The 12,436-nt window shown below is 74.5% G+C and carries 9 protein-coding genes, 1 tRNA gene and 1 pseudogene; 6 read left to right on the forward strand and 5 right to left on the reverse strand.

Translation table 11 applies throughout. The annotated features are described in order from the left end of the window. Positions 1-57: 57 nt before the first annotated feature. The 4 genes from IFY26_RS04020 to IFY26_RS04035 form a co-directional block, all read right to left on the reverse strand. Positions 58-1,398, reverse strand: coding sequence for a M16 family metallopeptidase (locus IFY26_RS04020; RefSeq protein WP_232547708.1), 1,341 nt, complete (start codon positions 1,396-1,398; stop codon positions 58-60). Beyond that, entirely contained in the window at positions 1,398-2,693 is a 1,296-nt protein-coding gene (locus IFY26_RS04025) for a M16 family metallopeptidase (protein ID WP_232547709.1), read from the reverse strand. The genes IFY26_RS04020 and IFY26_RS04025 overlap by 1 nt, the downstream gene beginning before the upstream one ends. A 3-nt stretch (positions 2,694-2,696) precedes the next feature. Further along, positions 2,697-4,067: a hypothetical protein gene (locus tag IFY26_RS04030; protein WP_232547710.1), complete on the reverse strand. Its 1,371-nt coding sequence runs from the start codon at positions 4,065-4,067 to the stop codon at positions 2,697-2,699. 196 nt (positions 4,068-4,263) lie between these two features. Further along, positions 4,264-4,337: transfer RNA gene (locus IFY26_RS04035), tRNA-Met, on the reverse strand. A 299-nt stretch (positions 4,338-4,636) separates the two neighbouring features. Here IFY26_RS04035 and IFY26_RS04040 point away from each other — a divergent pair. The 6 genes and pseudogenes from IFY26_RS04040 (at position 4,637) to serA (ending at position 10,815) form a co-directional block, all read left to right on the forward strand. After that, entirely contained in the window at positions 4,637-6,196 is a 1,560-nt protein-coding gene (locus IFY26_RS04040) for an ABC transporter substrate-binding protein (RefSeq protein ID WP_232547711.1), read from the forward strand. 11 nt (positions 6,197-6,207) lie between these two features. Further along, positions 6,208-7,161 carry an ABC transporter permease gene (locus IFY26_RS04045; RefSeq protein WP_232547712.1) on the forward strand — a complete coding sequence of 318 codons (954 nt, stop codon included), beginning with the start codon at positions 6,208-6,210 and terminating at the stop codon, positions 7,159-7,161. Then, a complete protein-coding gene (locus IFY26_RS04050) occupies positions 7,158-7,970 on the forward strand; it encodes an ABC transporter permease (RefSeq protein WP_232547713.1) in 813 nt (270 codons plus the stop codon). The genes IFY26_RS04045 and IFY26_RS04050 overlap by 4 nt, the downstream gene beginning before the upstream one ends. Further along, complete coding sequence (locus IFY26_RS04055; protein ID WP_232547714.1) at positions 7,967-8,812, forward strand: ABC transporter ATP-binding protein; 846 nt, start codon at positions 7,967-7,969, stop codon at positions 8,810-8,812. The genes IFY26_RS04050 and IFY26_RS04055 overlap by 4 nt, the downstream gene beginning before the upstream one ends. Beyond that, a pseudogene (locus tag IFY26_RS04060) lies at positions 8,809-9,348 on the forward strand (ATP-binding cassette domain-containing protein); the annotation flags it as partial. The gene IFY26_RS04055 and the pseudogene IFY26_RS04060, both read left to right, overlap by 4 nt. 57 nt (positions 9,349-9,405) lie before the next feature. Continuing rightward, positions 9,406-10,815, forward strand: a complete 1,410-nt coding sequence (serA, locus tag IFY26_RS04065) for a phosphoglycerate dehydrogenase (protein WP_269779114.1) — start codon at positions 9,406-9,408, stop codon at positions 10,813-10,815. A 772-nt stretch (positions 10,816-11,587) separates the two neighbouring features. Here the strand turns inward: serA and IFY26_RS04070 are convergent. Continuing rightward, complete coding sequence (locus IFY26_RS04070; RefSeq protein ID WP_232547715.1) at positions 11,588-12,409, reverse strand: inositol monophosphatase family protein; 822 nt, start codon at positions 12,407-12,409, stop codon at positions 11,588-11,590. Positions 12,410-12,436: the final 27 nt, after the last annotated feature.

Here is a 12,436-nt window from a genome sequence, read left to right on the forward strand (position 1 = left end):
GGGCCGGGGTGCGGCGTGGTCGACACGCCGGGCGATGAGGGCGGGCCCTCGACCCGGTCAGGCGGCGTCGGGGCCCAGGACGACGGGGTTCCAGCCGGCCGCACGGATCGGCGCGGCGAGCGCCGCGGCGTCCCCGACGACGACGAGCGTGCCGCCGTCCGGGCGCACCAGCTCGTGGGCGGCGCGGGTGGCATCCTCCGGGGTGACGCTGCGCCACCGGTCCAACTGGAGGTCGATGAAGTTCGGCCCGAGGCCGGCGCCCAGCAGGGTGACGACCGCGTCGGTGAGGCCACCGGCGGTCGCGTAGCGCAGGGGGGTGACGCCGACCAGGTAGTCGCGCGCCCGGGCCACCTCGGCCGCCGTGATCGGAGCCGCGCCCACGTCCAGGAGGGGCCCGAGGAGCTCCAGCGTCGGCCCGACGACCTCGTTGCGGAAGGAACCGTGGGTGGTCGTGAACCCGCCCCCGCGCTGCGGCGAGCTCATCAGCCCCGCCCCATAGGTGAACCCGCGTTCCTCGCGCAGCACCTTGTTCAACCGGCTGAGGTAGGCCCCACCCAGGGCGTGGGAGGCGATTTGCAGGGCGAACCAGCGCGGATCGAGCCGATCCACGGTGAACCAGCCCCACCGGATGTCCGCCTGCACCGACCCGGGCCGGTCGAGCAGGAACGCGCCGGGTTGACCGGGGCGCAGCGTCTCGTGCAGCGGGGCCGGCTGCCCGGGGTTCTGCCAAGGCGCGAACGCCGCCAGGAGGGCGTCGAGGCCCGCTGCGGGAAAGTCGCCGGCCACCACCAGCGTCGCCCCCCTCGGGCCGTACCAGCGGGCATGGTGGGCGCGGGCGTCCGCCCCGGTGACGGCCGTGACCGTGCCGCGCTCGCCCGCGGCCAGCCGCTGGGCGCGGTTGGACGGGGCCAGCACCGCGTGGCGCAGCCCCAGGCTGGCCCGGTCGGAGGACGAGGCCAGCAGCTGGTCGAGGTGGGCGAGCCGCAGGCGGGCGTGCCGGGCGATGTCATCGTCGCCGAGCTGCGGTGCCATCACGGCTTCGGCGAACAGGGGGGCGGCGTCCGCCAACCGAGCCCCAGGCACGTCGAGGTGGACGACGGTGTGGGTGTGGGCGGCGGTGGCGCCGATCAGGGCCCCACAGGCCTCCACCGCGTCGGCGAAGGTGGTGCCGGGGTGGAGCGCGGTGCCCTGGTCGAGGGTTGCGGCCACGAGCGCGGCGACGCCCTCCCGGTCGGCGGGCTCGCTGGTCAGCGGGGCGTCGAGCACGAGCGCTGCGGAGACGACGTACTGGCCCGGACGGTCGTACACCAGCACCTGCAGGCCGTTGTCGAGGCGCAGGGCGCGGCCGGGCGGCAGCGACCAGCGGCGCGGCGCGCGGATGCGGGGGCGTCCGACCATCAGGACCCCCCTCCCAGGGCGCCCCGGTGGTACTCCAGCACGGCGCGCTGGCTGCTGGCGAGGTGGGCGCGGGCGGCGTCGCGCACCTCGTCGGGCCCGAGTGAGGCGATGTCGGCGAGGCGACGGTTGATCCGATCCGGGTCATCGAACTGGAGCATGCTCGCGCTGATGAGGTCGGCGCGCGCCTCCACGCGGCAGCACTCGGCCAGCCAGGCTCGCTCGTATTGGACGCGCACGCGCGCGAGTTCGGCCTCGCTGGGCCCCTCGTCGCACAGCCGGTCGACCTCGTCGCAGAAGGACGCCTCGATGGTTGCGAGGTCCGCGCCCTCGAGCGCGCGGGCCAGCGCGAACCCCAGGGAGTTGCCCCGGGCGAGGCCGATGACGCCCGAGCCGGCGGCCGAGCAGGTGGCATCGGTCCGGACGAGCCGGCGGTGCAGGCGTGAGGTGTCCGACCCGCCCAGCACCTCCAGCGCGAGCTCGACCGCGTCGCTGGTCCGCGAGCCGAGCGCCGGCGTCCGCCAGGCGACATAGAGCGTGGAGGCCGGGACCGGCGCGACCGTGGTGGCCCGCGGCACCCCGCTGTGCGGCGGCAGCGGCTCGGCGCGGCGCCGCGGGGGCAGCGGCCGCGCCGGCACGTCACCGAAGCAGGCGCGGGCCCGTGCGATGCCGTCGGCGGGCTCGATGTCGCCCACCAGCGTCAGCACGGCGTTGCCCGGGGCGTACCATCGCGTGAAGAACGCGTGCGCGTCCTCGAGTGAGGCCGCATCCAGATCGTCCATCGACCCGATGACCGGGTGCGCGTACGGGTGGTCGGGGGGGAACGACAGGGCCAGGAGGCGCTCGATGAGATCGCCGTACGGGGCGTTGTCGTAGCGCTGCCGCTTCTCCTCCTTCACCACGTCGCGCTGGTTGTCGAGATTCTCCTGGGTGAGGGCCGGCAGGAGGCGACCCATCCGGTCGGCCTCGAGCCAGAGGGCCAGGTCGAGGACGCCCGTGGGGACGGTCTCGAAGTAGTTGGTGCGGTCGAACCAGGTCGTCGCATTGCAGGTGGCCCCCGCCGTCTGCAGCAGGTTGAGGTGCTCGCCGCTGGCGACGCGCTCCGAGCCCTGGAACATGACGTGCTCGAACAGGTGGGCCAGGCCCGTGCTCCCGGCCTCCTCGTCGCGCGATCCGACGTCGTACCACAGGTTCACCGCGACGACCGGGGTGGCATGGTCGGGGCTCACCACCACCCGCAGGCCGTTGGGGAGGGTTGCGGTGTGGATGGGGTAGCCGAGGCGCGCGGGAACCGTCATGCCTCAGGGGGTCGGCCGTCGCAGGGGTGGGGCGAGCGCGAGCAGGAGGCCGGCGATGACGATGCCGCCGCTCAGCACGGGCATGAGGGGTGAGTTCGCGAACTGGTCCGGGAGGGAGCCGGGGGCGGCCGGGCCCCCCGGCGGCAGGCTGGGGGTCGTGGCCACGGTGGTGGGCGCCGGGGAGTCGGTGGGGGCAGGAGCGGGGGAAGCCGGGGTGGCCGGTGCGGGAGCGGTCCCCTCGTCGACGGGGGCCGGTGCGGGCGCCGGGGTCGGCTCCTGGGCGTCCGGCTCGGGGGAGGTGGGCAGAGCCGGATCGGGCGTGCGGGGATCCTGCGGCACGGATGTGGTCGGGGCCGGTGCGGGCGCGACGCCCTGGGTGGTGACCGGGGGTGGCGCCGCGGTGGTCGGCGCCGGGTCCGGGGGCCGGGGGGTCACCGTCGGGGTGGGCTGCGGGGGCTCGGGCTCGGGATCGATCACGGACGGTGACGGGCAGTCGCTGACCAGGGTCAGGAGGCCGTCGCGGGGAGTGGAATCGTTGTCACTCCAGCCCTCACCGGCGATCCAGTGCGCCTGGACCTTCAGGTGGGTCGGGGGGGTGGGGCCGCACTGCACCCCGGCCCAGACGCGCAACCCCGTTGCCGCGCCGGCGATGCGGACGGTGCGTCCGATCAGGTCGCTGTGGCCGGTGATCGTGCGGACGTCGCTGCTGAGCGCGCCGGAGGCGCGCGCGCACAGCTCCTGGGCGTCCAGGGCGGCGCACACCCGGAAATCGACCACGGCCCGCGCGAGCTCGTCGCCGTCGCGGTCGATGACCGTGACCTGCGGCCACTCCTGGGCGGGGTCGAGACCCGCCGGCGGGCCGATCGCGATCGCCACCCCGGTTCGAGGATCCTCCACCGGGATGGCCAGCTGGGCCGACGGACGCGCGACGAAGTCCCCGCCCAGCTCAGCCCCAGCGTCGGGCTCGGGGGTCTGCGTGGGCTCGGCCTCCGGCTCCGGCTTCGGCTCACCGTCCCCGGGGGACGCAGGGCGCCCCGGGTCGGGCTGCGCCGACGTCGTGGGGCTGGCGGGTGTGGGGGTGGGTGCAGGCGTCGGTGGCGAGGTCGTGCTGGCGGGCGTGGGGACGTGCTTGGGGGAGGGCGCACGCGCGGGGTCGACCGTGGGCGTCGGCTCGGGCGTGGGGGAGGGGGAGGGCGTGGGTGAGGAAGCCGACTCGTCCGTGGTGGGGCTGGTGGGGGCGGCAGCGGTGAGGGGGGGCGTCGGCTCGGTGCCGGCCGCCAGAACGGGCGCGGCAACACAGAACGCGCCGCACGCGGCAAGCGTCGACGAAGCCAGCAGAACCCGCGTGCGGGTACGTGCCTTTGCCCCAGTCACCGGCGCCTCGACCCCCGAGTCTCTCGTCCACCCCAGACGTACACATGTGCCCGCCCAGCCTAAGTCCCCGCGATGTTGGTGTCGTTCACCCCCACGGGGGACACCGACATTGCACCATGGGCACGCGGGGGAGCGGAAATTCCCTGCTCACACCGAAACGGCCCGCCCTGGTGGGGGCGGGCCGTTCCGATCTTCGTAGCGGGGACAGGATTTGAACCTGTGACCTCTAGGTTATGAGCCTAGCGAGCTACCGAGCTGCTCCACCCCGCGGTGCTGGAGCAACGTTACTCCCCATCCCCGCCCACACCAAATCGGCGCGTTGATGCATGCTGGAAGTGACCCCCGCGGGCCAGCCGGCCCGGCGGGGCGACAGGAGCGGGGCAAGAGCCGGGGGCCAGGAGCAGGAGGCCGGCAGCAGGGGTCCGGCAGCAGGGGGCCAGAGCAGCCGGACAGCCGGGTGGCCGGGAGCCGGCGCCACGTCCTGCAAGCCCCTCTCGCCGGTGCGTCGGCCGGGTCGCGCTGCACGGTAGGCTGACCGCGCTCGCCACGCTCTCGTCCAAGGAGATCACATGGCCCCGTCAGCGCCCCAGGATCCGGTGCGGTTCTCCCGCCGGTCGCTGCCCCTGGTCGCCGGCATCATCGCCGCGGCCACGGCGTCAGCGTGCTCCGCCCGCCCGTCGGAGTCACCGGCCCCGGGCCAGACGTCCGCGCCCGGAGCCGGCGGTCGCACCTTGGTCATCGGCGCGACCGCCGAGCCGCCGACGCTCGACCCCACCGCCAGCCCCGCCGCGGCGATCCCGCAGGCGCTGCTGTACAACGTGTACGAGACGCTGCTGCGGGTGGACGCCGAGGGCGCGCTCCGGCCGCTGCTCGCTCAACGGTGGGACCTGACGCCGGACCGGCTCACCTACACCTTCACCCTCAACCCGGCCGCGCACTTCTCCGACGGCAGCCCCGTCACCGCGGAGGCGGTGGCGCAGAACATCGACCGGATTCGCACCGATCCCGGCATCGCGTCCCGGCTCAAGGGCGTCATGGCCGTGGTGGAGGAGGTGACCGCGGTCGACGCCGGGACGCTCCAGGTGCGGCTCGCGCGGCCGTCCAACCTGTGGCTGTACGAGATGTCCTCCACGCCGGGGGTCGTGATCAATCCCGCCGGCTTCGGTGGCGCCGCGAGCGCCACCGCCGGCTCGGGGCCCTTCACGGTCACGCGCTGGACGCCGGGGGACGCCATCGTCATGGCCCGCAACGAGAACTACTGGGGCACCCCGGCCAACTTCGACGAGGTGACGATTCGCTACATCCTCGACGCCAACGCACTCAACGCCGCGATGCTGTCGGGGCAGATCGACGTCATCGCCAACCTGCAGGCGCCCGACGCGCTGCCCCAGTTCGCCGACCCGGCGCGCTTCACCGTGGTGGAAGGGACGACCAACGGCGAGGTGGTGCTGGGCGTCAACAACGCCAACCCCGTGCTCGCCGACCCCCGCGTGCGCAAGGCGCTCACGATGGCGATCGACAAGCGGGCGTTGGTGGACACGGTGTGGGCCGGCAAGGGCACGGTCATTGGCACCATGTCGGTGCCGACCGACCCCTACTACGAGGACCTCTCCGGCCTCCACGCCTATGATCCCGACGCGGCCCGGGCGCTGCTCGCCGAGGCGGGCCACCCCGCCCTGACCCTGCGGCTGCGCCCCGCCGCGCTGCCGTACGCCACCCGCGCCGCCCAGTTCGTGGCGAGCCAGCTGGCCGCGGTCGGCGTCACTGCCCAGGTCGAGGAGGTGCAGTTCCCCGCCCGCTGGATCGAGACGGTGTACGGCAACGCCGACTACGACCTCACCATCGTCTCCCACGTGGAGGCCCGCGACCTCATCACGTTCGCCAACCCCGACTACTACTGGCGTTACGCCAACCCCGAGTTCGACGCGCTCGTCAGGGCCGCCGACGAGGCCGACCCGGCGGACTACGTCGACGGCATGCGCGCCGCGGCCCGCTTCCTGGGCGAGGACGCCGCCGCGATCTGGCTGTTCGTCCTGCCGAACCTCGTCATCACCCGAGCCGGGATCACCGGCGTCCCGCCCAATGCCACGACCCTGTCGTTCGACGTCACCACCATGGCGAGCGCCTGAGGTCGGCCGGAGTGCTGCGGACCATCGGCGTCCGGCTGGGCGTCTTCGCGCTCGGCCTGGTCGTGGCGTCCGTCGTGATCTTCGCCATCACCCAGGCCCTACCCGGTGACATCGCGCGCGTGCTGTTGGGCGACGGGGCCTCGGCCGACCAGGTCGCCGCGCGGCGGGCCCAGCTGGGGCTCGACCGTCCGCTGCCCGAGCAGTACCTCGCCTGGGTGGGGGGCATGGTGCGGGGCGACTTCGGCCAGTCGTGGCTCTCGGGGCTGCCGGTGCGCGACCTCATCGGCCCGCGGGTCGGCGTGACCGCCTGGCTGGCCGGCCTCGGCCTGCTGCTGGCGGCGGCGATCGCCCTGCCGCTGGGCGCCCTCGCGGCGCTGAAGCGGCGGCGCTGGCCCGGCTTCCTCACCTCGGCCCTCGCGCAGGTGGGCATGGCGGTGCCGGCCTTCTGGGCGGGCATCCTGCTGGTCGTCGTCTTCGCCATCGGGCTGCGTTGGTTGCCGGCCAACGGCTACGTGCCGCTGCGCTCGGACCCGCTGGAGTGGGCGTCCCACCTCGTGCTGCCGGTCGTCTCGCTCGGCCTCGTGCAGGCCGCCGTGTTGATCCGCTACGTGCGTTCGGCCTTCCTGGAGGTGCTGGGGGAGGACCACTTCCGCACCGCCCGCTCCATCGGCTGGACGCCGTGGCGCGCGCTTGCCCGGCACGGCCTGCGGAACGCCGCGGTGTCGCTGGTCACGGTCATCGGGTTGCAGCTCGCGTCGGTGCTGGTGGGGGCGATCGTCATCGAGCGGGTGTTCGTGCTGCCCGGCCTGGGGTCGCTGCTGCTGACCTCGGTCATCTCCAACGACCTGGTCGTCGTGCGCGGCATCGTGATGCTGCTGGTGCTGGCGGTGTTGCTCATCAACGCGCTGGTCGACATCAGCTACGTGTTCATCGACCCGCGGCTGCGGACGGGGGCCGACCGGTGAAACGCCTCGAGCTCATGATCGGCGGTGCGCTGGTGGGCCTCGTCGTGGCCATGGCCCTGGTCTCGTTCGTCTGGACGCCGTTCGACCCCACCGCCGTGCTGTCGGCCCCGCCGCTGCAGCGTCCCGGCTGGCCGCACGTGCTCGGTACGGACGGGATGGGCATCGACATCGCCAGCCGGCTGCTCGTCGGCGCCCGCTCCGCGCTGTACGTCGGCGTCATCGCCGTGGGGGTCGCCGCGCTGGTGGGGGTGCCCCTTGGCCTGCTGACGGCCCAGCTCCCGCGCGCCGCGGCCGAGGTGGTGCTGCGGGCCACCGACATCATGTACGCGTTCCCCGCGCTGCTGCTGGCCATCCTGTTCGCCAGCGCCCTCGGCGGCTCCACCGAGACGGCGATGGCCGCGATCGGCATCGCGTCCGTGCCCGCCTTCCTGCGGGTGACGCGCGCCGGTGCGGTGACGGTGCTGGCGTCCGACTTCGTGCTGGCGGCGCGCTCCTGCGGCACGTCGCGCCCGGCCATCACCGTGCGCCACGTGCTGCCCAACGTGGCCCCGCTGATCGGGGTGCAGGCATCGGTGTCGTTCGCGCTCGCGATTCTCGCCGAGGCGGCCCTGAGCTACCTGGGGTTGGGCACCCCGCCCACCACCCCGTCGTGGGGGCGGATGCTGCTGGACGCCCAGACCTTCCTCTTCAGCGACCCCCTGCAGGCGTGGTGGCCGGGCGTGGCGATCGCGGTGGCGGTGCTGGGGTTCAACCTGGTGGGCGACGGGCTGCGCGACTTTCTCGACCCGCGGCTGGCGGAGGTGGCATGAGCGCCCTGCTGGAGATCACCGACCTGACCGTGGCGTTCGGACGCCGCCCACCGGCCCTGCGTGGGGTCGACCTCGTGGTCGAGGACGGTCAGCGGCTCGGCCTGATCGGGGAGTCCGGCTCGGGCAAGACGGTGACGGCGCTGGCCGTCATGGGGCTGCTGCCGGACACGGCACGCGTCCGCGGATCGATCCGGTTGGGTGGCCGGGAGCTGGTGGGGTTGCGCGACAAGGAGATGGCCCGCCTGCGCGGCGATCTGGTGAGCATGATCTTCCAGGAGCCCATGACGGCGCTCGACCCGACGATGCGTGCCGGCCGCCAGGTGGCGGAGGCGTTCCGGCTGCACCGCGGCGCGGACGCCGGCCGCGCGCGCGAGGCGGTGCTTGCCATGCTCACCGCCGTCGGCTTCACCGATGCGGCGCGGCTCGCCGACTCCTACCCCCACCAGCTCTCCGGGGGCCAGCGCCAGCGGGTGATGACGGCGATGGCCCTGATCAACTCGCCACGGCTGGTGCTCTGCGACGAGCCGACGACGGCGCTCGACGTCACCGTGCAGGCCACGGTGTTGCGCGTGCTCGATGAGGTCTTGGACGCCGAGGGTGCGGCCTGCCTGTTCATCAGTCACGACCTGGCGGTGGTGTCCCAACTCTGCTCCGACGTGGCGGTGATGCTGGAGGGGGCGGTCGTCGAGCGGGGGAGCGCCCAGCAGGTGTTCGACGCCCCCGCCCACGCCTACACCGCCGGGTTGGTCGCCACCTCCCGGCTCGACCTGGTGGTACCCGGCTCGCGGTTGCCGACGGTGGCCGACCACGTCGGACGCGCCCGGAGCCGAGGGCCGCGATGAGCGGGGCGGAGGCGTCCGACGCGCTGTTCGACGTGCGCGGGCTGCGTCGCGTGTACGGCGGGGGAGCGCGCCGGGTGGTCGCGTTGGACGAGGTGAGCCTGCAGGTCGGGCGCGGGCAGCGGCTGGGGATCGTGGGGGAGTCGGGCTCGGGCAAGTCGACGCTCATCCGGCTGATGGCAGGGCTGGACACGCCGACGGCGGGCGAGGTCCGTTTCGATGGCCGCGTCGTCACGGGCGTGCCGGAGCGGGAGCTGGGGTTCCTGCGCTCGCGGGTCCAGATCGTGTTCCAGGATCCGCGGGCGTCCCTGAACCCCCGCATGAACGTGGGCGACATCATCGCCGAACCGCTGCGGGCCCGGTCGGTCCGCCGCGAGCTGGGGGGTGTGGACGCCCGCGCCCGCGTCGCGGAGCTGCTGGACGCCGTCGGGCTGCCCGCGGACGCGCCGGGCCGCTACCCGCACGAGTTCTCCGGGGGGCAGCGGCAGCGCATCGCGATCGCCCGGGCGCTGGCACCGGGGCCGGACGTGCTCATCGCCGACGAGGCCGTGAGCGCGCTGGACGTGTCCGTCCGGGCGCAGGTGCTCAACCTGTTGATGGACCTGGTGGCCGAGCTCGACCTGACCCTGGTGTTCGTCAGCCACGACCTCGCCGTGGTGCGGCATGTGTGCACCGACGCGGTGGTGCTGCAGGCCGGGCGGCTCGTGGAGGCCGGGCCGGCGGCGTCCGTGTTCGCCGCGCCGCAGCACCCCTACACCCGGGCGCTCGTGGGCGCGATTCCCCCGGTTCGGCGGGCGGGCCCTAGAATCAGGGCAGTGAAAGCCCTGTTGCTGGAGAACATCCACCCGTCCGGCGTCGATCTGCTGACCGAGCGCGGCTTCGAGGTGGAGACCGTCGGATCAGCCCTGGCGGAGGACGACCTGATCGCGGCCCTGGACGGGGTGGCGCTGCTGGGGATCCGATCCAACACCCACGTGACGCCGCGCGTGCTGGAGCACGCCCCCGACCTGCGTGCCATCGGTGCCTTCTGCATCGGCACGAACCAGATCGCGCTGGACGCCGCGACCGCGGCCGGCGTGGCCGTCTTCAATGCGCCCTACTCGAACACGCGCAGCGTGGTCGAGCTGGCCATCGCCGAGATCATCGGCATGGCGCGGCACTTGACCGACCACAACGCGCGGATGCACGCGGGGGAGTGGGTGAAGTCGGCGATCGGCAGCCACGAGGTGCGGGGGCGGACGCTGGGCATCGTCGGCTACGGCAACATCGGCTCGCAGCTCTCCGTCGTCGCGGAGTCGCTCGGCATGCGCGTGCTGTTCCACGACGTGGTCGACAGGCTCGCCCTGGGCAACGCGGTGCGGTGCGGCTCCCTGGCTGAGCTGTTGGCCGAGGCCGAGACGATCAGCCTCCACGTGGACGGCCGGCCCACGAACCGCGGCTTCTTCGGCGAGCGCGAGTTCGCGATGATGCGCCCGCGGTCGTTGTTCCTGAACCTGTCGCGCGGGTTCGTGGTGGACACCGCGGCGCTCAAGCGGCACCTCGACTCGGGCCATCTCGCGGGGGCGGCGGTGGACGTCTTCGAGACCGAACCGCGGCGCAACGGCCACACCTTCGAGCACGTGCTGCGAGGAACCCCCAACGTCATCCTCACCCCCCACGTGGCCGGGTCGACCCAGGAGGCACAGGAGAACATCGGCTCGTTCGTGGCCGGCAAGCTCTCCGACTTCGCCGAGAACGGCTCAACGGTGCTGAGCGTGAACCTGCCCGGGGTCCCCGCTCCGCGCGCGGGGGCGCACCGCATCCGGCACCTGCACCGCAACGTGCCGGGCGTGCTGGCGACGATCAACACGATTCTCGCCGAGCACGGCACGAACATCGAGCACCAGACGCTCGCGACGCGGGGGGACGTGGGTTACGTCGTCCTGGACATCGCCGACACCCCGTCGGACGCCGTCCTCGCGGCCCTCCGGGCGATGCCCGCGACGGTGCGCGTCGACGTCTCCTGAAACCTCCCGCGTCCCGCAGGGGGCCGCGACACGCTCACTTCGGCCCGACACGCCGGGTTACAACCCGGCGTGTCGGGCCGAAGTGAGCGTGTCGGCGCCTGCCCGGCGCCTGCCCGGCGCCTGCCCGGCGCCTGCCCGGCGCCTGCCCGGCGCCTGCCCGGCGCCTGCCCGGCGCCTGCCCGGCGCCTGCCCGGCGCCTGCCCGGCGCCTGCCCGGCGCCTGCCCGGCGCCTGCCCGGCGCCTGCCCGGCGCCTGCCCGGCGCCTGCCCGGCGCCTGCCCGGCGCCTGCCCGGCGCCTGCCCGGCGCCTGCCCGGCGCCTGCCCGGCGCCTGCCCGGCGCCTGCCCGGCGCCTGCCCGGCGCCTGCCCGGCGCCTGCCCGGCGCCTGCCCGGCGCCTGCCCGGCGCCTGCCCGGCGCCTGCCCGGCGCCTGCCCGGCGCCTGCCCGGCGCCTGCCCGGCGCCTGCCCGGCGCCTGCCCGGCGCCTGCCCGGCGCCTGCCCGGCGCCTGCCCGGCGCCTGCCCGGCGCCTGCCCGGCGCCTGCCCGGCGCCTGCCCGGCGCCTGCCCGGCGCCTGCCCGGCGCCTGCCCGGCGCCTGCCCGGCGCCTGCCCGGCGCCTGCCCGGCGCCTGCCCGGCGCCTGCCCGGCGCCTGCCCGGCGCCTGCCCGGCGCCTGCCCGGCGCCTGCCCGGCGCCTGCCCGGCGCCTGCCCGGCGCCTGCCCGGCGCCTGCCCGGCGCCTGCCCGGCGCCTGCCCGGCGCAGCCGGCTCACCGGTCAGTCGGAGAGCTCGAGGGGCTGGGTGGGTTCCACCGGGGCCAGGGCGGACAGGACGGCGTCGTGCAGGTGCCCGTTCGTCGCCAGGGCGCCCGGGCCCGCCACGCCGGGCGTTCCGTCGATGCTGGTGAACCGCCCGCCGGCCTCCCGGACGATGACATCCAGTGCCGCCATGTCGTGCAGCGCCAGGTCGGGTTCGGTGGCGATGTCGACGCCGCCCTCGGCAACGAGCAGGTAGCTCCAGAAGTCCCCGAAGGCGCGCGTCCGCCACACGTCGCGCATCAGGTCGACGAACTGTTGCCCGCGGCCCGACTCCACCCAGCCGTGCACCGAGCTGTAGGACAAGAAGGCGTCCGACACCGCACCCACCGACGACGCCTGCAGCCGGGTCGCGCTCGCGAGCGACTTGCCCGTGAACGCCCCTGCGCCCCGGGCTGCCCACCAGCGCCGCTGCAGCCCCGGCGCCGACACGACCCCGACCACCACCTCGTCACCCTCCATGAGGGCGATCAGGGTGGCCCACACCGGGACGCCGCGCACGAAGTTCGCGGTCCCGTCGATGGGGTCGATCACCCACCGGCGCGGCCCCCAGCCCGTGTCGGCGCGCTCCTCGCCGTGCACGGCATCGCGGGGCCGGGAGCGCGAGAGCACCTTGCGCAGCGCGTCCTCCACGGCCGTGTCGGCGTCCGTGACGTGCGTCAGGTCCGGTTTGGTCGACACCTGCAGATCCTGGGCACGGAAGCGGGCGGTGGTGATCTGGTCGGCGGTGTCGGCGAGCACATGGCCCAGCCGCAGGTCGTCCACGTAGCTTCGTTCGGGCATGGCCGCCAGCCTACGCACGGACGCCCC

The sequence above is a fragment of the Propioniciclava soli genome (assembly GCF_014858005.1).
GTDB lineage: Bacteria > Actinomycetota > Actinomycetes > Propionibacteriales > Propionibacteriaceae > Propioniciclava > Propioniciclava soli.

Excerpts from the sequence above, each read along its gene's own strand:
- serA (WP_269779114.1), top strand. The coding sequence starts at position 9,406 with ATGGACCTGGTGGCCGAGCTCGACCTGACCCTGGTGTTCGTCAGCCAC.
- IFY26_RS04055 (WP_232547714.1), top strand. The coding sequence starts at position 7,967 with ATGAGCGCCCTGCTGGAGATCACCGACCTGACCGTGGCGTTCGGACGC.
- IFY26_RS04070 (WP_232547715.1), bottom strand. The coding sequence starts at position 12,409 with ATGCCCGAACGAAGCTACGTGGACGACCTGCGGCTGGGCCATGTGCTC.
- IFY26_RS04040 (WP_232547711.1), top strand. The coding sequence starts at position 4,637 with ATGGCCCCGTCAGCGCCCCAGGATCCGGTGCGGTTCTCCCGCCGGTCG.
- IFY26_RS04025 (WP_232547709.1), bottom strand. The coding sequence starts at position 2,693 with ATGACGGTTCCCGCGCGCCTCGGCTACCCCATCCACACCGCAACCCTC.
- IFY26_RS04020 (WP_232547708.1), bottom strand. The coding sequence starts at position 1,398 with ATGGTCGGACGCCCCCGCATCCGCGCGCCGCGCCGCTGGTCGCTGCCG.